The organism is Mycobacterium paraterrae (genome assembly GCF_022430545.2).
Lineage (GTDB): Bacteria > Actinomycetota > Actinomycetes > Mycobacteriales > Mycobacteriaceae > Mycobacterium > Mycobacterium paraterrae.
Map to the genome: position 1 here is coordinate 4,668,031 of NZ_CP092488.2, position 24,480 is coordinate 4,692,510.

A 24,480-nucleotide genomic window follows, 5' to 3' on the forward strand; every position below is an offset into this window, starting at 1 on the left:
GGTTAGGCGCCGTTCTCCGGCGCCCCCGCGGTCGCTCCCACCGGCACCAGGATGTCCTCGCTACGGGTCAACGTGCGGCTCGGCATGGGCAACGGGCGACGGGCGGTTGGCGCCGGGAGGCTCGCGGCGACCGCGCCCAGTTGGCGTCCGGTCAGCCGGTTCAAACCGCTGAAGGCCTCTTTCCGGAGTCGCTGGTGGCTGTGGTAGCGCACCCACACCGACACGTCGGCCTCTTGGCCTTCCGCGATGATGCGGATCGTCATGACGGTGACGTCGGCGTCGGTCAGCCAGAGCTCCTCGAGCGTCTCGCTGGTGATGTCACCGGGCGACACCCAGAAGCTGGTCACGAAGCCGTCCGGAGTCTTCAGGTAGCGCCAGAACGGGCGGACGTGAGCCGGCTGCAGCCCGGCGAGCACGGCACCGTCGACCTCAGCGATTTCGTCGGCGGTCAGCGGCCGGGCGGCGCAGCTGCGCCCGTCCAAGTCATGCGCCAGCCGTTCGGCGGCGGCGGCGAGGGTGCAGGCCACCGAGTCACGCGCGGCAACGGCATTCACGTTGTGCTGCGGGTCCATCCGCAAAACCAGCCAGGTGTTGCGCTCTTCGATCGGGCGTCGACCGCCGCCGAAGTCGTCGGCGACCGCGGACTTGACGTCCTTGCTGCCCTGACGCGTGCCGACCGACACGATATCGACGCTGTCCAACCGAACATCAAACTGCCGCAACGAGGTAACGACCGCTTCCAGCGGGATGCTTGCTGACGACCCTTCACGATGGCGGTGCCGGCCGGCCTCGCCCGCCCCGTCCACCGAGATCACCGCGATCAGCTGGCCCTCGTGCTCACGGATTCCGACCGTTTCGCGGCTGAACTGACGACGATGGTCGACGGCCGGGGTGCAGCCAACCGTCAGCGCCTCTGGGTCGGCATACCAGTTGCGGATGCGCGCAATCGGCGCCGACGACACCGGCACTCCCCCGTTGGTCAGCAAGGCAGCGACGGTCAGGATTACCGCCAGGCCGACACCGATCCAGAAGCAGAGGTTGCGGCCGGCCTGCCACGAGTCAGGCAACCGGCTCGTAACCACCAGCAGCGCAACGTCAATCAGGAACACCGTGGTGACCCGCTCCCACGTCAGCGACAAGCCGTACTCGCGCTGTGCCTTCATTCCTGTCTCCCTGCTGTTTTCCTCATCAAGACTGCTCCCCCGAAGATCAGGCCGGCCAGTATCAGGGCACCGCCCAACCCGCCGGCAGCGACCCATACCGGCACCATGTTGCGCGGGGGCGGAGCGGGAGGCAGCTTCAGCGGCTTAGCCGAATCCTTCGGCAGTACAGAGCCTTCGGGCACATCCCAGGTCAGCGCGGCGACCGGGTCGACGATGCCGTGCCCGACTTGGTTATCCACCCCGCGAGCGGGTGCCCGTGCGGTTCGGATCAAGCGATCGATGATCTGATGTGCGGAAAGGTTGGGGTACTTGGCCCGAACCAATGCCGCCACGCCGGACACGATCGCGGTGGAGAAGCTGGTGCCGGCCGGCACCAGCAGCGAGTTGTCCGGCCCGTCAATGGCGTTGACCAGGCTGTCATCTCGCGGCGACAGACCAACCACGTCGGTTCCGGGTGCGGCAATCCCCACCCACGGCCCGGCGACGCTCAGTTTGTCCATCGGCGTGCCGGAGGAGTCCACGGCGCCGACCGTCAAGACGTAATCGCTGTACCAGGACGGGGTCACCACGGTCGTCACGCCGCCCCAGTCCCGAGAGTCGTTGGGATGCAACGGGTCGACAAGCGGGTTCTCTTTGCAGTCGCGCTGGCTGGTGTCACCTGCGGCCGCGACGATGACGGCATCTTTGTCAACGGCGGCATAACGCACCGCGGCACCGAGGTCGGGGGCGTCGATGAGGCTGCGCGCGCTCATGCACATCACCATCGAAATGTTGATGACTCGCGCACCCATATTGGCGGCATGCACGATCGCCCGCGCCATGGTGAAGATGTTGTCCCGCTTTTGCCGCGTCTGCGGATCCTCGTCGCCGGTGTAGGCGTCCTTGAGCCCGAAAGCCTGGCTGGTTTGGCGGATTGAGATCAGGTCGACGTCCGGGGCGACGCCGCTGTAGGCGTCACTCGGCGCCGGCGGAGGTGGCGGGTCCAGCGGCGGAGTCGGCGCGGCCGGCCGGGGGTAGTCCACCGAGACGACCTGGCCGTGCTTGCCGCCGGAGAATCCGGGCAGCACTACTTTGCCGTGGTCGTGGCTGGCGGCACCACCCGTCTTGGGTGCTCCCGGCGGACACCACGGGCAGGCCGGAGCCTCCTCCGATGGTGCGGCGGGCGGCGCTGGAACCATCGTGATGGTCTGCGGCGGCGGCGGGGCCACGCTGATGGTCTGCGGCGGCGGCGCCTGTGGCGGTGGTTCCTTGGTCGGCACCGGCGGTGGCCGGCGCGGGGCGGGGGCTTCCGGAAGCCCGGCGGTCCCCGGCGACGCGGCGATCATCGACGCCACCAGCGTGCCGTGGGCGTCGCAGTCCGACAGTCCGTCGCCACCGCCCATCACATAGTCGCCGCCCCCGGTGAGGTGCGGCAACCGCGGGTGCGGGGTGACGCCGGTGTCGATGACAGCCACTTTCACACCGGCACCGCGGCCGAACTTCCACGCCTCGTTCAAGTTCAGCATGTCCATGTACTTCGGCTGAACCTTGAAGTCGGTGCCCGGCAGGACGCCCACCTCAGTGCAGTACGAGTTCTGCTTCATCGGCTGGCCCGGACCAGGCGGGCTGTCCGAGGGTGTTGCACCCGGGTCGATACCCGGAGGGTTGATCGCGTAGGCCGGAGCCCCGGACAGCGCGATGGTGGCGACGATCAGGGTTGCGGCAGAAACTGCGGCCGCACGAAGCGGCCGCAGTCTCCGACTAGCGGTAACGGATCGCGGCATAGACATTCATCAACCACAATGCCAGCGGGAAGATTGGCATCAGGCAGAGGTACTCGACCCATTCCACGAGCTTGCGGAACAGCGGGCTGTAGATGGTGTTCGGCACCGTCGCCGCGGCGGTCAGGCCCGCCGCGGGCAGCAGCACCGCGATACCGGCAGCCACCGAGATCGAGGCAGTCGAGGACAGCACCAGCGAGTAGCGGACGATCACCGCGCCGACGATCAGGACTGACGTCACGGCGAGAATGATCGCCTGCCAACGGTCTACGTAGGACCGGCCGCGCAGCATCAGGAAGCCCGCAGTCGAAGCGACTAGCAGCAGCGGCAGCCAACGGTTCGCGGTACGCGGGTCGGATACGCCGGCCAGCGAGAAGATGGTCAGCACGCCGAACCCGACAAGCAGTCCGGTCAGGAACGAGCGGGCGCGCTCGGCGCGCAGTACGACGTCCTGGATGGACTCGGGGCCGGCCAGCGTCGGGCGGCCGCCGTCGACGCCGGCGGTGACGGTGGTCGGCAGGTCCGGCCGAGCCTCGAACACCCAACGGCTGGTGGCCGACGGGAAGACCGGCAAGCGGATACCGGACAACCAGCGAGACATCGCCGGAGCGGCGTGGTAGCCGAAGACGCAGACCAGCAGAATCGTGGTCAGCAAGGTCACCGCGCTGGTGTCGAATGCCATCCGGCACAGGCTCGCGACGGTTGCGATCAGCGACACCGTGACGATCGCGGTGCCCGTGGCCAGGCGGCGGCCGGTGAACCGCATGATGAGCATGGCGGCGACGGTGGTGACCGCAAAACCCATCACGGCGTGCGGCGAGCCCACCGGTCCAGGAGGAGCGGAGGCCGCGGCGATCGAGATGGGGGCGATGCCGGCCCAGAGCAGCATGTCCCCGGCGCGCCGGTTCTCCGGCGTGCGGGCGCGATTCAGGATCAGCAGGGCGACGGTGAACTCCAGGATCGAGATCACCAGCGCATACGGCGCCGGGACCCACGAGTCGTGCCGCAAGCGGAACCAGCCCAGCAGCAGCGAGGCCAGCACCACACCGCTTCCGACCATCGCTGCGCCCACCTGGATGGCGACCGACGGGTTGATCGAGGAGAAGCGCTTGCTCAGGTTGACCGAGACGGCGGTCGAGATGTGCTCGATGACCTGCGAGCGGTGCTCGGTGTCTTCGACGAACCGCAGCCACAGCCGGTCGCCGTCGTAGACATCCTGCTCGGTGAGCGACTGGGTGGCGCGCAGCGGGGTGCCGTCAACCAGGCACAGTGCCCACCGACCGCGCTGCTTGGCTTCGAGCGCCGCAAGCCCGAGTTCCCGCAGCCGAACGTTGACGACCTTCAGAAGCGGGTCGACCATCACCGAAACCGGCGCGTTGGCGTCGAGTAGGACGCCGATCTGCACGCCCTCGCCGGCGATGATGCCGATCACGGCCGATTGAGGCGACGAGACTGCCTCGATGCCAGGCTGTGAGGCCTCGGCTACTGCGGTCATCGTTGCACCCCTCCGTCGACGATTTGTGGGTCCATGTGTGTTGCCTCGCTATGTGGAATTGCGACATCGCGTCGCAATTGTTGAGCAGATTCTAAGAGGGATTTGCGGCATCCGCACCTTCGCTAAATGCTGCATCGAAAATCCTTGGCGTGCTCGGTCACTGCGTAAAAGATTGGTTAAACTCTGCTATGTGTTTTCCACTCTCCGTACGGAAGGGTTTCCAGGACGGTCTTGACGCCGACCTGTACCAACTGCGGAGTTGCTGGGCAGATTGCGAGCCAGGCCTCGTTCGAGCCAGCCGTGCGCGCCTGCTGATACATCGCGATTCGGCCGCCTGACCCGTCCTTCAAGGACAGCACCGAGGCGCTGGGCGCCTTGTCGTCATCGCGATACTGACGGGCGTAGACCGCGGCTTCGGCGGCCGGATCCGACAGCGCTTGGCCGAGAGCGGCCACGGTCGCTGCGCTGATGCCCAGCCGTCGCAGGTCTCCGCCGGAGAAGACGTTGAACCCGGAACTCTGCCAGGCTTTGGTGATTTCGAGCATTTCTTCGAGCGGCACGTTCACCGCGTTGATCGCGGCCGGCTCGGCATGGTGGATCGACTCGAGGGCATCAAAGACCAAAGTCGCGATCGAGGTCGTGTCCGCGATGGCGACGTCGTCAACCGTGATCTCGTCACCGACCCGAACGGCCGACACCCAGTGCGTGCCGCGGCGCGCGAGCAGCACGCGGAACTCATTGTCGGGGATCTCACGCGAGCCCACCGGCTCCTCGGCGCCGCCTTCGTCCTTTTCTTTCACGCCGTAGAGCAATTTGCCGCGGGACAACAGCGCGACGATTTCAAGATCGGGTGCGGCAAGTACGCGCATTCGGGCGGCGACCGCCTCATTGACAGTCTCGCCGTCGACGATGCCCTGTTCGCGCATGACCGTCATGCCCGGATGCTGATTGAGCCACTCCATCGAATCCGTGGAGACGAATGGTCGACATCGCAATTCTGGCGCGACATGGCGAATGTCCAGCAACGCTTGCAACATCCAGAAACCCTCGACATTGACGGTGATGTCGGTGCGTGTGCTCTGATCCATTCGCTTCTCTCGGGTAGATGTTTCCAGTTATCGCACGACGCGGCAGCACACCTGAGTCGGTGTGCTGCCGCGCCCTGTGCTGATTGTTAGGCCCAGCTGGAGCCCACAGCGGAGTCGGTCGACGACATGTTGTTGCCTGCCGTCTGCACCTTCTGACCGTGGGAGTTGGCCTGCTCGTAGATCACCTGGAAGTTCCGACCCAACTGGGTGATGAACTCCTGGCAAGCCACGGAACCCGAGCCACCCCAGAAGTCGCCGGCGGCCAGTACATCGCGAACGATGCTCTGGTGCTCGGCTTCCAGCGAAGCGGCCTGGGCACGGATCAACGCGCCGTGGGCGTCGACATCACCGAACTGGTAACTGATCGACATTTATCTGTCCTCCTGATTTGAGAAGTTTACGCTGCCAGTGGAGTTAGCTGCTCAAAACCTGCTGCGAGGCCTGCTCTTGCGCCTCGTAGTTGTTCGCGTCGCGGATCAACCCGTCCCGGACACCGTGCAGCATGTTCACGATGTTGCGAAACGCCGTGTTCATCTGACCCATCGTGTCGTAGCTGGTGGCCTGAGCATTACCGCTCCAGCCGGCCCCGGCGATGTTCTGGCTCGACGCCCACATCTTGCGGGCCTCGTCCTCCACGGTCTGGGCGTGGACATCGAAACGGCCAGCCATCGCCCGCATCTCGTGCGGGTCAGTCATAAAACGCGTAGGCACTTAACTTTCTCCTTGCTTGAGTAGTGATTGACTGCGATGAACGTGGTAGTCGGACCGGTTACCCGAGGTAACCGCCGACTTGAAACACACGGCTGGTCCCCCCTTCCCCGCGTGATAGCTGCCACCGTGTGTGGCGCCACAGTGGGATGGTCTTCATCGGCGATACTCAGCCGGCGGCGGCTGCGTTGGCAGCCTCGGTGGCCGCGTAGGAACCGGCACTGGTGCCGAGGGTGTTGACGAACGCTTCGTGGATGGCCGCCGCCTGCGCGCTCACCGCCTGGTAAAGCTGAGCATGGGCGACGAACTGGGCGGCGGTCAGAGCCGAGACCTCGTCGGCCGCGGCCGGAACGACACCCGTGGTCGGGGCCGCCGCAGCCGTGTTCTGCGCATTCAACGCCGAGCCGATTCCCTGAAGGCTGGTGGCCGCCGCCGATAGTGCCTCCGGCTGTGTGGTCACGAACGACATTCCGGGATCCCTCCTGAGTCAGTTCCGGCGATCTGTCCGTGCATGAGAATAGACGTGCGTATGCCGCTGCGCCGGGGCTGAAGCTGGGTGTTTGCAACTGTTCACCCGTTGGCAACAACTGTTCATCTGAGGTAACAGCTCAGTAACCGGTGCCGCCAAGCCGATACCGTCCAGCAGCGCGAAACGCGCTCTGAAGTGGTCGAATGCACGGCGGCCGGGGTGGCGACGTGGTCGGCCTCGATCGCGGCGCTGTCGCGTGGCGCCAGCGAACGGGCGGCGCAACCGTGCGGCGCCTCGAAAAAATCTATGCGCGGATAACGCCCGGGCTCGGCTTGGGGCCACAACGACGGCGCGTCAGGGGTGGGCTCGACGGCGACAACCTGAGACCGCGAGTCACAGGGTCAACCCAACAGCAGGGGCAGTTCCTTCAGCGCAAAAGTCTTGCTGGGAAACTTGATCTGGGGCTCGTAGTCGGGCGGCAGTTCGAATCGAGGAATCCGCTTGAGCCACTCGTCGACGATGACGGTCAATTCCATGCGCGCCAGGTGCGACCCCAGGCAGCGGTGCGGTCCACCACCGAACCCCCAATGGCGGTGCACCTTCCCATCCATCGTCAATTCGTCGGTCGAGGTGGCGTCGCTGCCGTCGCGATTGATCAAGGCCATGCACAAGAACACTGCCGACCCGGCGGGCAAGGTCATGCCGCCTACGACGACTGTCTCGGTGAGCACTCGTGGCGCGACAGGCGCCGATGGCTCCAAACGGACGATCTCCTCGATGAAAACTCTGATCTGCCGCGGATTGTCGCGAAGCTGCTCGCGGAGCTGCGGCCTGCGCGCCAACTCCAGTAAGGCGAAACCGATAGCCGCGGTGACGGTGTCCAATCCCGCCAAGATCAGCAGGTGGCTCATGCCGAGGAGTTCGATGTCGGTAAAGTTGCCGTCGCTGCGCATCACGGTCGACAACATGTCGGAGCCCGGATTCTCCCGGCGCCGCTGGATTGCGTCCGTGAGGTAGTTGTACATGCTCATCGCCGCCGGGGCGACGTCGGCCTGGGTGGCGTAGGGGCTGTCGCTGATGATGGCGTCTTTCCAGGCGATCAGTTTGTCCCGATCCTCGAGTGGCAAACCGTAGAGGTCGAGGAAAACCTGGAAGGGATACGTCTTGGCCAGGTCCTTCATGGCCTCGCACGCTTCGCCGCCGGCGATCGCGTCGATCATGTCCGCGGCGTGGCGAACAAGCACCGGTCGCGACTTACTCAGCCCGTGCGGGCTGAAGAACGGCTGCAGGATTCTGCGGTACCGGGTGTGCTCGGGCGGGTCGAATCCCAAGGGGATCACCGGGATTGGGCTTCCCGGGGGTTGAAGCGCCAGTCGAGCCGAGAAGACATTGGGACTGCGCAACGCCGCCAGCACATCCTCGCGACGGGTGAGGTAGTAGTAGCCGTTCATGAAAACCACTGGGCCGGCATCGCGCAGCACTTTCCACCCGGCGCCACGGTCTGCCTGCATCGGCAACGAGGAATATTCAAGCCGAGGTAGGTGAAAACCCTTGCCGTACAGGCTCTCATCAATGGTGCTCATCTACCTGATCTTTCTGCCCGCCCGATCGCTACCGTCGGCTCTGTGGCGCGCTGCCGGACGACAGTAGACATGCTATGCGCCCTGGCAGGGTCGATCGCACCTCGTCGGCTAGCGGTCACCGAACGGAGCGACGGCCATCTCCCACGTCTTTTAGAATCGGCGGTGTGAAGGTACGTGTCGAGCAGTCGAGGTGCGTTGGCCACGCACAGTGCTTTGCCGTCGACCCCGATCTTTTTCCGATCGACGATTCCGGCTACTCCATCCTCGAGGAACATGAAGTCGCGCCGGAGGACGCGCCGCTGACCCGTGACGGGGTCGCATCATGCCCTGAGATGGCGCTGATCTTGGAAGAGGATTGACTGGGCGACAGTCTATTTCGCGTTCGAGTGCGGGAACCTGCCCTGCAAAGCCCCAAGCAGACCGTCGATCTCGGCGATGCGAGCACGAAGTTGTGTCAGCTCCCCCGACGCGAGACCCGGTTGCTGATTGCCCTCTGCGGCTACACGATGCGCGAGTTCAGAAAGCTCGGCGTGTTCGCTTTGTAGCAGCCGTTCGAACACCCGCGCCTGAGCTATCTCGGCGGGCGGTGCGGGGTGGCGCGGCAAGATGCCCGCCGCTGCGGACGCCGGCGCGGTGATCGCGCCGCCGGCGCACGATTGGGCGGGGTTTCGCGGCCGCCGTGGCAACGTCATCGGACCAGATACATCGGCGTGGTCTGCCACGTATCCCTCCTACCCAAGGGGGCCATTGTTCACTTGTCGGTAACCTACGCCGCCCCTCTCGACAGCTTCCGAATACACCCCAACTGTTCACCTCTGAGACATCATCGGGCCATACGCGCTTCACCTGAGTTGCAGGCCAAGGCGCGCACCGATATTCAGCAGCCGCAACGCGTCGTGGGGTGCCACGCCGCAGCGTGACACCCCACGAGGTGTAGAAGCTCTACGCGGACTCAACCACCGATCGGCGGCCGACCCATGACGGTCGGCTTGAACCCGTAGCGCGGACCCAGACCGTTGCCGAAGCCTGCGCGCGTGCCGGCCAACGGCATGCCGCCGAGGAGGTTCCCGCCACCGCTGGCGGCGGCCTCCGGCGCGGCGGTGACATGGCTGACCAATTGCACGCCCTGCGGAGCAGCCGCGGGCGCCCCACCGATCCAGGACGCCGGCACCGCGAGCTTGCCGACCGTACCGGCGCCACCCGTGATAGCCGACACCGCGTGGGCGCCGGCACCGGCGGCGCCTGCGGCCCCGCTGCCCAGTCCGGCACCCAGGCCGCCCAGTCCCTTGAGCGCCGGTGCGGCTGCGGCCGGCGCGGCCCCGCCCAGGATTCCCGCGCTCTTGGCGATCTGGACACCGAAGTTGCCCATACCAACGCTGAAGTACGGCAAACCCTCAGTGTTGTAGAACAAGCTGGCGTACGGCGAGTACAGCGTGACCAAACCAGCCAGCGAGGTGGGCAAGACGGTCGTGCCGAAGATGTAGCCGAACAGTGTCCCCTCGATCGACGACGGAGTTCCGAACGCGCTCTGGAAGCCCGCTGGCGTCAGCAGTGCTTGAATGTTGCTCGGCAGCAACGAGATCAGCTCCTGCAGGATCGTCTGCGAGCTGGTGGCCGCCGACGTCGCGGTGGCCTGGCCGACCGCAGCCGACTGGTCTGCAGTGCCGCCGGGATTGGTGGTCGCTGCTGGGGTGGCGAACGGGGTCACCTTCGCCGCGGCGGCGGACTGCCCCGCATAGCCGTACATCGCCGCGGCGTCCTGCGCCCACATCTGGGCGTACTGCGCCTCGAGCTGCATGATCAACGGCGTGTATTGACCAAACACGTTGGCCTGCACCGCGGCAGCGGTCTCGGCGCGGTTGGCGGCGACGAGCGGCGGCGCCACAGTTGCGGCGAACGCCTGCTCGAAGGCGGCAGCCGCCGCCTGGGCTTGGGTCGCGGCCTGCTCGGCCTGCGCGGCAGTCTCCTGCATCCAGGTGATGTACGGCTGCGCCGCGCTGGCCATCGCCGCCGACGCCGGACCGTTCCACTCGTCGCCGGCGAGCTGCGTGATCGTCGTCTCGTAGCCCTGCGCGGCCGACTGGAGCTCGGCGGCCAGCCCGTTCCATGCCGAGGCCGCAACCTGGAACGACGACGATCCGGGACCGGCGTACATCCGGGCCGAGTTGATCTCAGGCGGTAACGCCCCGAAATCCACCATGTGAATTGCCTCCTAGCCAGCCGCAGCCGCGTTGGCGGCCTCGGTGGCTGCGTAGGAATCGGCGCTAGTGCCCAGCGTGTTGACGAAAGCTTCGTGGATTGCCGCCGCCTGCTGGCTGACGGCCTGATACAACTGCGCGTGAGCGACGAACTGCGCCGCCGTCAGAGCCGAAACCTCGTCTGCGGCAGCGGGAACCACACCAGTGGTCGGGGCTGCTGCGGCGGCGTTCTGGGCGTTGAGGCCCGCGCCGATACCTTGCAGGCTGGTGGCCGCTGCGGATAATGCTTCCGGCTGTGTGGTCACGAACGACATCCGGTTTCCTCCTAAGTAACCGTTGCGCGTCTACGACCTTGGGCAAGGTCGTCCGGGTGCAAGATTAGATGGTCACGATGGGGTAAAGCCGCTGCCGACCTAACTGTTCACGCCTGGACGGCGAGTATTCACCCCGCGATATCGCCCGTTCACCTGCCGTTCGACAAACCTTTCACCTGCGGTAACGCATTGACCGACGGGCTCTCCTACCGCCGGCGAGGCGAGCCGTGCCGACCCATGCGCGACACTCTTCTCACCGCTCAGCACGCATGGCAGTGAGGTTGCGCGACAGAGGTTTTCGGCACAACGCGGCGGCAGCACAGGCTGGTGAAGCGAATCTTCAACGCGCACAGTGCTTTAGCGGTCTGACATGCGAGATGGTCGGGCGATACGACGGCCGCCTTTCGCCGCCTGGCACGATCCGCTGAGACCGGCGCGAACGCCAGCCTCCCCGGTTGCGCACTTCGGACCCTCATTCTCGCGAAGGCGTTTCGCGCCACAACAGCGTCAATACCGCTGGATGGCAATATCTTTGGCGCACCGCGAATGCGAGTTCCGTCGCCAGGAATGACCGGTGCATCCCCCCGCCGGGCCGAGCTCCCGCTTAGCCGCCGGCGGGCGGCTTGGTCATCACCGAGTGCTTCAGCCCGTATTTCACGGTGTATTGACTGCCGCGGCTGCCACCGAGGCCCGCGTTGCCTGCCATCGGAACACCGTTGAGGATTCCATTGGCTTGGGGCGCTGCCGACCGTGCGGCGCTGACCAGCTTGGCCTCTTCGACCACTGCGGGCGTCGCCCCTTGCCAACCGGCGGGCACCGAAAGCCGGCCAAGGCTGTTGGCCTGGCCCAGGCTGGCCTGCACGCTGCTGGCCGTGAACGGCGCACCGCTCACGCCCGCGGTACCGCCGATGCCGCCGAGTGGCGCTGGTCCGATCAATGAGCCCGCTCCGGCCGCCGCGGCCGGATTGAACAGCGCCTGCGCCTGGGCCGGGGAGAGCAGCTGCTGGCCGATGCCCCACCCGAAGTTGGCCAGACCGACCGCGAAGTAGGCCTGGAGGATCTGGCGCATCGTGTTCAGGTTGGCGTTGGACAGGCCAAGGCCCCAACCGCCGGTCGGGAATTGGTTGTAGGTGTTGTAGATCAATTGCACGAGCCAGGAGAACGGGCCGGTGTAGGTCGGCGGCGTCGCGGCGGTCGTGGCTCCGGATGTCGCAGCGGGCAACGCCGAGCTGGTCTGAGTGCTCGTCGACGGTGCGGCCGCAACCGCGTTCTGGACGACCGATGCCGCTTGGCTGGCGGGCGTGGCAGCGGCGTTGGCCACCGCATTGCCCTGGCTGGTGGCCCCGTCGTCGGTGGTCGTCGTCTTCGGCGGCTCGGTGAACGGAGTGATCGCCAACGCGGTCTCCGAGGCGCCGGCGTAGCCGTACATGGCGGCGGCGTCCTGCGCCCACATCTCGGCGTACAGGGCTTCAGTCATCATGATCGCGGGGGTGTTCTGCCCGAAGAAGTTGGTCGCGACCAGGGCGGCCAACAGCGCGCGGTTGGCCGCGATCACCGGCGGCGGCACGGTCATCGCGAACGCCGCCTCGTAGGCGGCCACGGCTGCGCGAGCGTGATTGGCCGTCTCCTCGGCCTGAGCGCCGGTGGTCGTCAGCCAGGTGATGTAAGGAGTGACCGCGGACATCATCGCCACCGAGGTCGGGCCCACCCACGCATTGCTCGTCAGCTCCGCCAGCGCGGAGGTGTAACCGCTGGCCGCATAGCTCAGCTCCGCGGCCAGGCCGTCCCATGCCTCGGACGCCGCCAAGAGCGGCCCGGGCCCGGGACCCGAGTACATCCGACCTGAATTGATTTCCGGCGGCAACGCGGCGAAATCAAGCACCAGACCCTCCAGCAAGCCAAGATTGCGTCTGCTCCGTCGCCTGCCACGGCGAACCGGCAGCGTGCGGCGTTGTCGTGAATCGATCAGCAGTCGGCGGATCCTGGTGGACCGCCCGATCGGCGTCGATGTGCGGAACGCGATACATGGCCACAGACGAAATGCGCTTTCTTTTCCTCGGTAACCCTTGGCGTCAACAACATTGAGCCCGACGTTCATCGCTGAACAATCGCTGGCTGCGACATTAGATGGCCGCGCGGGCGATCCGCGACGACGATGCCGACTATTCATTCCTGATCAAACAGTGTTCATCCGCGATCAACTGTTGTTCAGATGATGTTCCACTTCACGCCACCTGGTGGCCGCAGAGCGACCGTTACCCAGCGGCCGGCGAAAAGGGCACGACGGTCGAGCGAAGCTCGAAGCGGGTCGGCGCCGGGGCGGCTGCCCGGCCGCCCATCGCGGTGATCGGCATCATCGGCGGCATGCTCGCGTGACCGGGGACGGTCGCAGCCGGTACCGCGCCGAGGGGCGCTCCTGCGGCGGCGCTCGCGGCCGGGGTCACGGCGGCGTTCCAAGCGGTCGGGACGGACAGAGCGCCCGCAGTCGTGGCCTGGCCCATACCGGCGGAGACGCCGGGCATGCTCTGCCCTAGTCCGGACAAGCCGGACAGCGTCAAAGCGCCGGTGCTAGAGCCTATTCCAGCTGAATGCACCGCCCCCAGCTCGTTGGCCGCAGTGGTCGCGGCCTTGGCAGCGGTGGCGGTGCTGCCCGCTGTGAAGAGTTTGGAGAGCATGCTCATCGGCATCGACGCGAATTTCATCGGCGTGCTGAGTTCGTTGAGCAGCGAGCCCGATGACAGCGACGAAGAGGACGACGACGAGTCGGTCGCCGTGGACGCGAGACCGCTCAAGGCTTGCGGCGACGAGAGGCTTTGCAGCGCTTGGGGTGTGCTGGAGATCAATTGCGGGCCCGACGACATGAGCGACTCGATGTCGGTCGCGCTGGACGTGCCCGCTGACTGGGCTGCGGCCGCCGCCTGGCTTGTCAACCCACCCTGATTAGTGGTCTGCGGCGGATTGGTGAATGGGGTGACTTGCGACGCGGTGGCCGAGGCGGCGGCGTATCCGTACATGGCAGACGCATCCTGGGCCCACATCTCGGCGTAGAGGGCCTCGGTCGCCATGATCGCCGGTGTGTTCTGCCCCAGGATGTTCGTCGCGACGAGAGCTGCCAGCAGACTCCGGTTGGCGGCGATCAACGGGGGTGGAACCGTTGCGGCGTAAGCGGTTTCGTAGGCGCTCACGGCGGCAGTGGCCTGCGTGGCCGCCTGTTGCGCCTGGTCGCCGGTGGCGCTCAGCCACGTCACATACGGCGCGGCTGCCGCGGCCATCGCGGTCGAGCTGGCGCCCGTCCACGGACCACTCGTCAGCGTCGAGAGGATTGAACCATAGGCCGCTGCAACCGAACTCAACTCCTCGGCCAGCGACTGCCACGCCGTCGCGGCGGCCAGCATCGTGCCCGGGCCCGGACCGGCATACATCCGTCCGGAGTTGATCTCCGGCGGCAGGGCGGCGAAATCCAACATCGATCCGCCTAGCCTGCCGCGGCCGCGTTGGCGGCCTCGGTGGCCGCATAAGAAACCGCGCTGGCGCCCAACGTGCTGACGAACAACTCGTGAATCGCGGCCGCCTGGGCGCTGATCACCTGATACATCTGGGCGTGAGTGGCGAACTGCGCGGCCGTCAACGCCGAAACCTCATCGGCCGCAGCGGGTATCACGCCGGTCGTCGGAGCGGCCGCACTAGCGTTCTGCCCCGCCATAATCGACCCGATGCCCTGCAAAGTGTCTGCAGCGGCCGTCAATTCGGCCGGCTGTGTGTTCACATACGACATCTGGCACTCCCTCCACCGCAGACCCCACCTGTCACTGAGACATTAAGGACGAAAGATGGGCCGCCGTCATGGCGAAGCTATGCGCCGGCTATGAGACGTCTGGCAACGATCCCGCATGCACGTGCACCAAAAAAGTCCCTCCACCCGACGCGGGCGGAGGGACTTTTTCGACTTCCGGTTATCGACGCAAGTCGGTGGCCGCTACCTGAACGAACACACCGGTGTCCTCGGCCATGAGCAGACCACGACCGCGGGGCAGCGGGCCACCCTTCATCTTGCCGCGGATGAAGCCCTCGTCGGGGTCGGCGTCCATCACCAGCAACGGCGCGTTGGCCTGAGCCAGCGCCCGCAGCATCGGGTCGCTACCCGCCGACGACCATCCACCGAAGGTCCGGGTGACGATGACATGCAGGCCGACGTCGGCCGCCCGGGTCACCCATGGCGCGGCCCGCTGAAGTGGCGAGTCGAAGCCGGGCGGGAGCTGCTGCACGTCGTCGATGATCAGGAAGATCTCCGGACCGCTCCACCAGGCGCGCGACAGCAGCTCTTCGGCCGACAGCCCTGGCGGCGGCTCGCGACGAGCCAGCACCTCGCCCAGCTCATTCATCATCGCCGAGACTCCGTCGAGGTTGTAGGCGAACTTCTCGACGTAGTCGGTGCCCAGCGTGGTCAGCAGCTGACGACGCGGGTCGACAAGCCACACCTGCGCCGACGGACGTGACGTCGGCGGGGCGATGCTGGCTCCCGGCTCGTAGACCCGTCCGATCTCGGCCATGATCGTGGCCAAGGTCGTCGTCCGACCACACTCGCGTCGACCCGTCACCATCAGGTGCGCGTTCTCCGCGAAGTTGAGGTAGACCGGCTGCAGGTCGAGTTCGTTGATGGCCCAGGCGATTCCGCCGACGCCGACGTTCTGGCGCTGATCCTGCTGCGCGAGCGCCCGCACCTGCTCCAGGCCGAACTTGGCCGGAAGCCGACGCACCGGAGGCGCGTGGCCGACTGCGATCTTGCTGACCGCCGCCGCGACGCTCTCCGAGGAGAAGACATTGTCGGGCGTGTCGGCCAGCGCCGGCCGTGCGACCAGCGTGTGCAGACCGGACTGCGGGTCGCTGTCCAATCGGACGTAGTTGACCGCGACCATGCCTCGGCCCGGCTTGACCGGAACATCCTTGGCGAACCGCGAGCGCACCAATTTGGCGTCCTCGACCGCGGCCAGCCGCAACTCGATCCGCGACCCGAACCCGCTGCGGACCGGGGGCCGGAGCTCCGATTCGCGGTCGGCGGTGGCCATCACGTGGATACCGAACGACGGTCCCTGGTTGATGATCTGGTTGACCTGTTCGATCAACACCTCGTTCTCTTCGGCGAGCGCCCGGTAGTTGTCGATCACCAGGAAGATGTCACCGAAGCCATCGTTGGGAACCCGGCCCGCTTCCCCACCGAACTTGCGCCGGCGGAAGACCTCCATCGACGGCACGTCGAACTGCAGGAACGTGTGCTTGCGCTGACGCAGTAGCGCCAACAACTCGGCCACCGTGCGGCGGACGCCGTACGGGTCGGTCGGACCGACCACCTCACCGACGTGCGGCAACCCGGCCACCGTCGTCAGCGCGGTGCTGCTGTAGGCCAGCACGTAGAACTGAACCTGCTCGGGCGTGTGAGTCAGGGCTGCCGACGTGATCAGCGTTTGCAGCGCGGTGGTCTTGCCCGACCCACCGGCGCCCAGGATCAGCACGTTGGCACCCGGCCCGGAAGTGTCCACGGTCCACGGCGGCTGGTCGTGCTTGAACGGCCGGTCGATGATCCCGACCGGGAACACCAGGTCGGTGCTCTTGCCGTACTGCTCCTGCCACGGGTGTTCGAGGAAGCGGTTGACCAGGTTCTCGATCGAAATCGGCTGGTCGAGCGGCGGCTGCCACAACCGGTACGGCTCGAAGTCGATCCGTCGCAGCTGGTCGATGATCACGGTACCGACCTTCGGCGTCCGGATCGCCTCTTCTTCCTCTTCCTCCGGCTCCTCGGCGGCGCCGTTACCAAGGAAGAACTCGCCGTTGCTGTCCCCGTTGGTTAAGGCTTCGAACTCGTCCGGCCCGGTCACGTCGACCTCGATCGGGGTGAACCCGGTCGTGAACAGTTGCGGCCGAATGTAATCGACCGTATGGGTGAGCATTGCCGGCCCGCCGTCGTCGAGCGAGACTCCGCGACGGTAGTCGCGCCACAGGAATTCCGCCTGAAAGCGGATGATCTCGTCGAGGCTCTTGCGGAAGTAACCCAGACCGGCCTGCGCGGGCAGGTTGACGGCGTTGGGAACACCGGCCGCCTGTGCCGCACCGGCGGTGCGCGCCTTCAGCACCAACCGATAACCCATGTTCTCCATGAGCTTCTCGGCCCGGCTCTCGATTGTCTGCGAGGCCATCATCAGGTGGATCCAGTAGGCACGACCCTGCCGGCCGATGGAGTCCAGCACGTCCACAGCGGTCGGCATGATGCGGAACCACTCGTAGAACTCGTCGATGACGACCACGAGCATCGGCAGCGGCGGGATGTCTTGGCCGCGGGCCCGCATGCGCGAACGCATCTCGTTGTATTCCTTGGCGTCGTCGACACCGGCGTTGTCGCACACCGCTTTACGACGGGCGATCTCACCCCACAGCGAGTCCAGGAAGCGCTCCATCAGCGCCTGGTCCTCTTCGAGGTCGGTGATGATCCGTGAGACGTGGGGCACGCCGGCGAACGGCTTGACGGCGGAACCACCCTTGAGGTCGGCAAGCACGAACTGCAGCTCGTCCGGCGGATGCGACAGCATCAGCGACTCGAGAACCGTACGCACCAGCGTCGACTTACCGGAACCGGTCGTTCCCGACATGACGCCGTGCGGGCCGTCGCCGCCCTCGTCGAGGGACTTCATGTCAAGGAACAGCAGTTCACCGTTGTCGGAGCGGTTTCCGAAGGGAATCCGCAGCCGGGAACGGCTGGTCAGCGCATCGCGACGACTGCTCCACAGCGTCTCGAAGTCGATTTCGGCGGGATCGTCGATTCCGTAGTAGGACAGGATGTCCCGCGCGCCGATGTGGGCGACGCGTTGCCCGATCTCCTCGTAGGCCTCGGCCAATCGCCAGCGCGCGACGCGCTGGGCGAATTGCTCTGCCTCGGCCTCGGTGACGTAATCGGCGAGGGCGAAGAACCAGCGGTTGTCGTCGATCACCATCCAGGTGTCGCGATCGCGCGGCAACGCCTCGATCACCCCGACCTCGTTGGTGAACTTGAGCACGCGCTCGGGGTTACCGGTCCACAGATCAGAACCTGTCAGGTCGAAGAACGTCACGCCGTCCACGCCGTCGACGCTGATCACGTACTCCCACTGCGGGTCGTCGACATCGGCGATGATCACGTGGTGCGGCGTCGGCGTCTCGGCCGACGAGCTGGCATGGCGAGGCGTGAACGATCCACGGCCGGCGAACAATTCGGCCTGGTCGGCGGCGAACTCGCGCACCGAGGCGTACACCATTCGCGCATTGCCGGCCGCGTCGCGACGGCGCGGGTCGCCGAAGTGCGGCAGCCATTTGACCCAGTCCCACTTGCTCATGTCGGAGGTGACCACGATCATCTGCAGGTGGTCCGGCCCGTGCGAGAAGGCCAGCTGAAGAATCAGCGCGCGCATGGCGCCCAGCGTCTGCTCACGTTCACCGACAAGCGCGTACCAGGGCTCGACCAGCAGTGACACCATCTTCGGCAGGTTGTAGATGACGCTCTGGTAGCGGCCGAATTCCTGCAGTGCCTTACCGGTCACCGGCTCCAGCTCGATGTCGGTAGGCATGTTCTGCGGCTCGCCCCAGGTCACCTCGGGACGGGTCATGCCCACCCCGATGCGGGCGACGCCGAAGTTCAGGTCCTTGCCGTCCGGCTTGCGCTCCCACATCCGGGCCGAACCCACCGCGGCCGCCAGAGTGGTCGGCTCGGGGTGGAACCAGCGGTAGTTGGCGTCCATGCTGTCGGCCGACTCGTTCGCGGTGTCGCGCAGCATGTCCAGCATCAGCATGAACTGGGCGCGCATCGCGTCCAGCTTCGGCCGGCTCATCTGCTGCTGGCCACCGAAACGGCCGCCGAACATCATCATCGCGACGCCACCGATCATGAAGATCGGGAAGATCGAGCCGGCGCCCAGGAACATGCGCGAGCCGTTGGCGACGGTCATGCCGACCATGCCGACCAGCAGGCCGACCACCAGCACGCCGACCACAATCAACCACCAGGGCTTGCCTTCGGGCGGCGGGACACTCAGCGGCGTCGGGAGGACGATGTTCTCCGGCCTGACGGCAGGCGCCCGCTCGGGCGTCGGGCGTGCGAAACCTTGCTTCACTTGGGTACCACCAACTCTGCGGGGTTCATATCTGTCGGAAGGGTGTCGTGGCGCACCAAGGCATCCGCGCGTGACAACGCGGGGCCCGGTGCCAGCAGGCGCAGCGCGACCCACGGCGCCGGCGACGGCTGGGCTGTCAGGCCGAGTGCGGAGCGTGAGTCGCGAGTGTTCTCCACGCCGAAGCGCGCACCGGAACTCGTGAGCCACCACAGGGATTCGGAGGTCGTCGACCCAGGGTCGTTGCCGGTCACGACCACCCAGTTGCCGTATTCAGGGCCGAAGTAGACGTGATCGGCTTCACGACCAGACGTGTCCGACTTGACCAGGGACACGATCTTGTCGGTCTTCTCGTTGGGCACCGGGATCGTCGGCCCGGAGATCACCTGGATGCGGGCGCGCTCCTCACCGGCGGTCTTCTGCCACCACCAGCACGTCGCGGGGTTCTCCTTGAGGTCGACCGGGCTGAGCGGCGCGTCGGGGTAGGCCGAGAGATCCATCCCGTTGACGACGGGCATCTTCGCCAGCGATGCCGGAGCCACCACCATCGGTGAGTTGCCCGCGGGCGTGCCGGCGTTCTGCAGGATCTGGGCGACTACCGGATTGACGGTCTGCACGCCGTCGCCCAGCACCACCGAATACTGCTGCGGCCCACTGATCTGCGGCGTCACGATCACGGTACCGATGGGGCCCGGCGCACCGCTGAACCCGGCCGGCTGGCCTGTGCCGGGCACCTTGGGCACCGCCAGCTCGGGGCCGACGGGCAGCGAGTCGAACAGCGCACGGCTCATCGGGTGCGCCTGGCTGACGTTCTCCGGGGTCAGGCCCAGCGGCAGCAGCACGGCGCGGTTGGACGAGTCGATGCGCGACCGGCGGCCCTGCCGGACCACGTAGGTGTCCTTCTCATACTTGAGCACGACGGCATCGGACCCGTTCAGCACGCGGCGACGATTCGACAGGTCGGGCTTGCCGTCGATGACGGTGACCGTCACCGGCGCCGTCGCGACTCCCTCCGTCTTTGCCACCGAGTCGCACACCAGCCACGACGACGTCGCCGGGGTGGTCGGCGCGAATTCCGACGGCGCTCCGGGGATGCCGACCAGCGGCCCGTGCGGCTGCTCGGCGATTTGGCTGGCCCGCACCTTGTGCGGGTTGTCCGCGCGGCCGGCGATCAGCCGCGCCGATGCCAGGTTCAGCGCGGGATACAACTTGTCGCCGACCCGCACGTACAGCGCGCCCGAATCACGGTCCGCGATGATCGGGGTGTCGTTCAGCTGGCCCGACGGACTGAGGAATGAGTACAGCAAGGCGCCCAGGCAGATCACCAGGGCGGCCGAGACCGAAGCGACGACGGCCAGCGTCTGGCGCCGACCGGGCTCGATTTCCATCCGCACTCGCCAGCGCGTCAACGCCATCGCAGTACGGCGTGCCAAGAATTGGTAACCGGTTACCTGAGTCCGGGTGGATAGTCCGAGGCCATAGCCCGAACCTCGCTGCTGGTCACCGGCCATGTTCGATCACCCTCCAGTCGGACCCGACGACCGGAGACGGTGTAGTCCCACGATTCACAGAGCTAACGGTAGGGCACCCCGTGCGACCTCGCCATGTGAATGTTCGAGCGCGGGCGCTGTTCACGTCCGCGCCGTTTGTGGTTTGCGCCACAGTGCTGTCACCTGTCAATTGATAGTGGAAGGATTCGACGGCTCCGTCTGAGCGCATAGTACGGCCAGACGCAAACTGGACCCGACGAAAAAGTGACGCTGAGGTGGACACTCGGGTCGCGGCTCGGATATCTGGCCAAGCAAGATGTGTGCCATGAGCCAGATGGCGCCCTCGTTGGTCGAACTCGCGGGTCGGTTCGGAATCTCCACCGCATACCAAGACTGGAGCGGTCGCTGGGTCGACGTCCCGGAAGGCACGCTGATCGCCGCGCTCGCCGCGCTCGGCGTCGATGCAGCAGACGAAGCGCAACGCAATGCCGCGCGCATAGCGCACGACCGGGCGCACTGGGCGCGCCCGCTACCGCCGACGATCCTCGGCCAACCAGGCACCCAGACGACGTTCTGGGTGCATGTGACGCACGGCCAGCCGGCCGAGGTGTCGATCGAGCTCGAAGACGGCTCCGTCCGTACCGGAATACGGCAAGTCGACAACTTCACCCCGCCGTTCGATCTCGACGGGCGCCTCGTCGGCGAGGCGAGCTTCGTGTTGCCCGACGATCTGCCGCTGGGCTATCACCGAGTTCACCTGCGCTCCGGCGACGACGAGGCCGACGCCGCCGTGATCGTCACACCGCCGTGGCTGGGCGTGCCTGAGCGGTTGGGCGCCCGTCGTACTTGGGGACTGGCGACACAGTTATATAGCGTGCGGTCCCGACAATCCTGGGGCGTCGGCGACCTGACCGATCTCGTCGACCTGGCGGTCTGGTCGGCGTCGGTGCACGGCGCCGGTTTTGTGCTGGTCAATCCGCTGCATGCGGCTGGACCGACCGCACCGATGGAGCCCTCCCCCTACCTGCCGACTTCACGCCGGTTCGTCAATCCGCTCTATCTGCGCGTCGAGGCCATTCCCGAGTTCGCCCAGCTGTCGAAACGCACCCGGGTGCGACGGCTGCGCGACGGCGTCCAGAAGCAGGCCGCGGCGCAGGACTCGATAGACCGCGACGCCGCGTGGACGGCGAAACGGGAGGCCCTGCAGCTCATCTTCGCCGTTCCGCGCACCGCCGGCCGTGAGCTCGCGTTCGCGGCATACTGCCGTCGGGAAGGCGCCGCGCTCGACGACTTCGCCACCTGGTGCGCGCTCGCCGAGAAGTACGGCGCCGACTGGCACGAGTGGCCCGAATCGGTGCGCCACCCGGGCTCCGCCGGCGTCGCGAAGTTCGTCAAGAAGCATTCTGCCGCAATCGATTTCCACCGCTGGCTGCAGTGGCAGCTCGACGAGCAGCTGGCCGCGGCGCAAACCCAGGCGGTGTCGGCGGGCATGCCTCTTGGTGTCGTGCATGATCTTGCCGTCGGGGTGCATCCCGACGGCGCCGACGCCTGGGCTCTGCAGGATGCGCTGGCCCTCGGTGTTTCGGCCGGCGCTCCCCCGGACGAGTTCAATCAGCTGGGCCAGGACTGGTCGCAACCGCCGTGGCGGCCGGATCGTCTCGACGAGTTGGAGTATCAGCCGTTCCGTGCGCTGATCCGCGGCGTGCTGAGGCACGCCGGTGGGGTGCGGATCGACCACATCATCGGGCTGTTCCGGTTGTGGTGGATCCCGCAGGGCATGGCGCCCACCGAAGGCACGTACGTGCGCTACAACCACGAGGCGATGATCGGCATCGTCGCGCTGGAGGCCTACCGGGCGATGGCGCTGGTGGTGGGCGAGGATCTCGGCACGGTCGAGCCGTGGGTTCGCGATTATCTGCGGGCGCGTGGCGTGCTGGGCACGTCGATCTTGTGGTTCGAACTCGACCGCGACGGGACGGGCGGGCCGTTGCCGGCGGAACGCTGGCGCGAATACTGCCTGTCCTCGGTGACCACGCACGACTTGCCGCCGACGGCCGGTTACCTCGCCAACGAGCATGTGCGACTGAGGGATTCGCTTGGGCTTTTGACCCGACCGGTCGAGCAGGAGCTGGCGTCGGCCGAAGCCGAGCAAGCGGCCTGGCTCGCGGAGCTGCGACGAGTCGGTTTGTTGTCCAAACACGCCGACGAAGAACAAACCGTGCTGGCCCTGCACCGGTACCTGGGCCGAACTCCGTCGAGACTGCTGGGTCTCGCGCTGACCGACGCGGTCGGCGACAAGCGGACTCAGAACCAGCCCGGAACCACCGACGAGTATCCGAACTGGCGGGTTCCGCTCAGCGCTCCCGACGGCAAGCCGATGTTGCTCGAAGATGTGTTCACCGACCGTCGGGCCAACACGCTGGCCGAGGCGATGCGTACCCAGTCATGACTGTCAGCGCAGACGACCGGACGACGCTGAGCGACCTTGTGCACCGATACGCCGCCCGCATCGATGATCGTCAATTCGATTCGCTGGCTGAGCTTTTCACCGACGACGCGCAGCTGGTACTGCCCGACCCGCCGACGGCCCTGGAGCCGGTCACGACTTACTCGGGCCACGTCGGTATCGGTGCGGCCCTCGAGACTGTCGCGGCCACTGTCCGTACCCAGCACGCCATCGTCGGAGAGGTCTACGAGACCGGCCCCCACCCTGAATCCGCCGGTGGAAGGATCAGCTGCATCGCGCATCACTGGGTTCGACACGAGGATCAGATCCGCGACGTCACCTGGTACCTGCGCTACGTGGACGAATACCGGCGCGACGTCGACGGCACGTGGCGGATCCGCCGCCGGGCGTTGACGATCGACGCGATCGACACTCGTCCGGTTCGCCGGGTGCGACCTCGTCAGTCCTGACGACCGCGCGCCGCAGCCGCTTCGAGCAGATCGGCTGCCCGGTTGACACTTTCCGACGGCGGGGTCATCTTCGCCGCGACTGCTTTAGCGCGGCTGGCGTAGTGCGGTGTGAGGACCGCACGCAGATCGGCGACCAAGGAATCCAAAGTCGACTCCGAAAAACGCCTTCCGAGGCCGACTTCGAGGAATGCCACCGACGTAGCCCACATCGGCTGATCGAGACCATTCCAGAGCACAAGAGCCGGCACCCCGGCCCGCAACCCTGCTGCGGTGGTCCCTGCTCCGCCGTGGTGGACCACGGCGCGGCATTCGGGAAAGACGCCCGCGTGGCTCACCTCTCGAACAACCTTGACATGGTCTTCGACAGCGATACCGGCAAAGTCGTTAGGGCCCATACAAATCAGCGCACGCACACCGACCCGCGTGCAGGCCGCGCTGATGACCGCGATCGTGTCGGTGGGCGCCTGGACCGGAGTGCTGCCGAAGCCGAAGTACACCGGCGGGGTACCGCTCCCGACCCACGATCGCACGTCGTGGTCGGCAGCGGTTTCCAGTTGCAGCGTCAGCGCTCCGACGAACGGCCGGGAACTGCCCTCCCACTCGGCAGCCAACCGAGGCACGCAAAGCTTCTCGTAGGCTTGAATTTCCAGCGGCCGCCCGGGCCGCGGCTCATCCGGCAGACCCAGTGACCGGCGCTGCGCCTGGTCGGACTTGGCCGACACTCTGTCATCCGGGGATCCCTGCTGCAGGATCTGCGGCGGAAAGAAGTGCAGCGCCGCTAGCGGGATGCGGTAATACTCGGCGACATTGCCGACCGGCTCCTGCTCAGTCATCCCGGCGACCATCAGGTCGGCGTCCTCCGCCAACGACATCAAGGTGGACGTCTTCTCCTGCACCACCCTGGCCACGTACTCGACGGCCTGCGGGATCGCGGTCATCGGGTTTTGCAGCATCCGAGTGAAGTCGCCGTCAAGCAATAGTTCTTCCAAATCCCGCCCGTACGGGACCGTCACCAGCCCCGCAGAGTCGACATAGCGGCGCAGGTCCGGTGGGACCGTGAGCGCCATCCGCACGTCATGACCGCGGCGCTGCAGTTCCGCCGCGACGGCGATACAGGGTTCGGTGTCGCCGCGGCTGCCATAGGCGGCAAGGACGAACTTCACC

Annotated in this window: 20 protein-coding genes; 3 read left to right on the forward strand and 17 right to left on the reverse strand. The window is 66.4% G+C overall.

Annotated features, from left to right (window positions below):
* Window positions 1–2: 2 nt before the first annotated feature.
* The 8 genes from eccE to MKK62_RS22570 all read right to left on the reverse strand — a co-directional run bounded on the left by eccE (window position 3) and on the right by MKK62_RS22570 (window position 8,266).
* On the reverse strand, window positions 3–1,163 hold the full coding sequence (gene eccE / locus MKK62_RS22535; RefSeq protein WP_240263622.1) for a type VII secretion protein EccE: 1,161 nt from the start codon (window positions 1,161–1,163) through the stop codon (window positions 3–5).
* On the reverse strand, window positions 1,160–2,926 hold the full coding sequence (gene mycP, locus MKK62_RS22540) for a type VII secretion-associated serine protease mycosin (protein ID WP_240263621.1): 1,767 nt from the start codon (window positions 2,924–2,926) through the stop codon (window positions 1,160–1,162). The genes eccE and mycP overlap by 4 nt, the downstream gene beginning before the upstream one ends.
* Window positions 2,904–4,418, reverse strand: coding sequence for a type VII secretion integral membrane protein EccD (gene eccD / locus MKK62_RS22545; RefSeq protein ID WP_240263620.1), 1,515 nt, complete (start codon window positions 4,416–4,418; stop codon window positions 2,904–2,906). Before eccD ends, mycP begins: the two co-directional genes overlap by 23 nt.
* Window positions 4,419–4,594: 176 nt before the next feature.
* Window positions 4,595–5,506 (reverse strand): ESX secretion-associated protein EspG, encoded by a 912-nt coding sequence (locus MKK62_RS22550; protein ID WP_240263619.1) that lies wholly within the window; start codon window positions 5,504–5,506, stop codon window positions 4,595–4,597.
* Between the two features lie 86 nt (window positions 5,507–5,592).
* The gene (locus tag MKK62_RS22555) at window positions 5,593–5,877 is read right to left on the reverse strand and encodes a WXG100 family type VII secretion target (RefSeq protein ID WP_067336045.1); all 285 of its coding nucleotides are present in this window, start codon (window positions 5,875–5,877) and stop codon (window positions 5,593–5,595) included.
* 43 nt (window positions 5,878–5,920) lie between these two features.
* Window positions 5,921–6,217: a WXG100 family type VII secretion target gene (locus MKK62_RS22560; protein WP_240263618.1), complete on the reverse strand. Its 297-nt coding sequence runs from the start codon at window positions 6,215–6,217 to the stop codon at window positions 5,921–5,923.
* Between the two features lie 166 nt (window positions 6,218–6,383).
* The gene (locus MKK62_RS22565; protein WP_240263617.1) at window positions 6,384–6,683 is read right to left on the reverse strand and encodes a PE family protein; all 300 of its coding nucleotides are present in this window, start codon (window positions 6,681–6,683) and stop codon (window positions 6,384–6,386) included.
* A gap of 401 nt (window positions 6,684–7,084) precedes the next feature.
* On the reverse strand, window positions 7,085–8,266 hold the full coding sequence (locus MKK62_RS22570; RefSeq protein ID WP_240263616.1) for a cytochrome P450: 1,182 nt from the start codon (window positions 8,264–8,266) through the stop codon (window positions 7,085–7,087).
* A gap of 164 nt (window positions 8,267–8,430) precedes the next feature.
* On the opposite strand from MKK62_RS22570, the gene MKK62_RS22575 reads away from it, so the two are divergent.
* Window positions 8,431–8,625, forward strand: a complete 195-nt coding sequence (locus tag MKK62_RS22575; RefSeq protein WP_240263615.1) for a ferredoxin — start codon at window positions 8,431–8,433, stop codon at window positions 8,623–8,625.
* A gap of 12 nt (window positions 8,626–8,637) precedes the next feature.
* On the opposite strand, the gene MKK62_RS22580 is transcribed toward MKK62_RS22575, so the two are convergent.
* The 8 genes from MKK62_RS22580 to eccB all read right to left on the reverse strand — a co-directional run bounded on the left by MKK62_RS22580 (window position 8,638) and on the right by eccB (window position 20,421).
* A complete protein-coding gene (locus tag MKK62_RS22580; protein WP_240263614.1) occupies window positions 8,638–8,988 on the reverse strand; it encodes a hypothetical protein in 351 nt (116 codons plus the stop codon).
* Between the two features lie 230 nt (window positions 8,989–9,218).
* Entirely contained in the window at window positions 9,219–10,463 is a 1,245-nt protein-coding gene (locus MKK62_RS22585; RefSeq protein ID WP_240263989.1) for a PPE family protein, read from the reverse strand.
* A 15-nt stretch (window positions 10,464–10,478) separates the two neighbouring features.
* On the reverse strand, window positions 10,479–10,778 hold the full coding sequence (locus tag MKK62_RS22590; RefSeq protein ID WP_240263613.1) for a PE family protein: 300 nt from the start codon (window positions 10,776–10,778) through the stop codon (window positions 10,479–10,481).
* A gap of 604 nt (window positions 10,779–11,382) precedes the next feature.
* On the reverse strand, window positions 11,383–12,660 hold the full coding sequence (locus MKK62_RS22595; RefSeq protein ID WP_286670872.1) for a PPE family protein: 1,278 nt from the start codon (window positions 12,658–12,660) through the stop codon (window positions 11,383–11,385).
* A gap of 373 nt (window positions 12,661–13,033) precedes the next feature.
* Window positions 13,034–14,242: a PPE family protein gene (locus tag MKK62_RS22600; RefSeq protein WP_240263987.1), complete on the reverse strand. Its 1,209-nt coding sequence runs from the start codon at window positions 14,240–14,242 to the stop codon at window positions 13,034–13,036.
* A gap of 11 nt (window positions 14,243–14,253) precedes the next feature.
* Window positions 14,254–14,553, reverse strand: coding sequence for a PE family protein (locus tag MKK62_RS22605; RefSeq protein WP_240263612.1), 300 nt, complete (start codon window positions 14,551–14,553; stop codon window positions 14,254–14,256).
* Window positions 14,554–14,731: 178 nt separating this feature from the next.
* Window positions 14,732–18,913, reverse strand: a complete 4,182-nt coding sequence (eccCa, locus tag MKK62_RS22610; RefSeq protein WP_240263611.1) for a type VII secretion protein EccCa — start codon at window positions 18,911–18,913, stop codon at window positions 14,732–14,734.
* On the reverse strand, window positions 18,910–20,421 hold the full coding sequence (eccB, locus tag MKK62_RS22615; protein WP_240263610.1) for a type VII secretion protein EccB: 1,512 nt from the start codon (window positions 20,419–20,421) through the stop codon (window positions 18,910–18,912). The genes eccCa and eccB overlap by 4 nt, the downstream gene beginning before the upstream one ends.
* Before the next feature lie 304 nt (window positions 20,422–20,725).
* Between eccB and malQ the strand changes: the two genes are divergently transcribed.
* Together malQ and MKK62_RS22625 are read left to right on the forward strand one after the other, a co-directional pair.
* Entirely contained in the window at window positions 20,726–22,849 is a 2,124-nt protein-coding gene (gene malQ, locus MKK62_RS22620; protein WP_240263609.1) for a 4-alpha-glucanotransferase, read from the forward strand.
* Entirely contained in the window at window positions 22,846–23,316 is a 471-nt protein-coding gene (locus tag MKK62_RS22625; protein ID WP_240263608.1) for a nuclear transport factor 2 family protein, read from the forward strand. The genes malQ and MKK62_RS22625 overlap by 4 nt, the downstream gene beginning before the upstream one ends.
* Here MKK62_RS22625 and MKK62_RS22630 read toward each other — a convergent pair.
* Complete coding sequence (locus tag MKK62_RS22630) at window positions 23,307–24,479, reverse strand: glycosyltransferase (RefSeq protein ID WP_240263607.1); 1,173 nt, start codon at window positions 24,477–24,479, stop codon at window positions 23,307–23,309. The genes MKK62_RS22625 and MKK62_RS22630 overlap by 10 nt on opposite strands.
* Window position 24,480 lies beyond the last annotated feature (1 nt).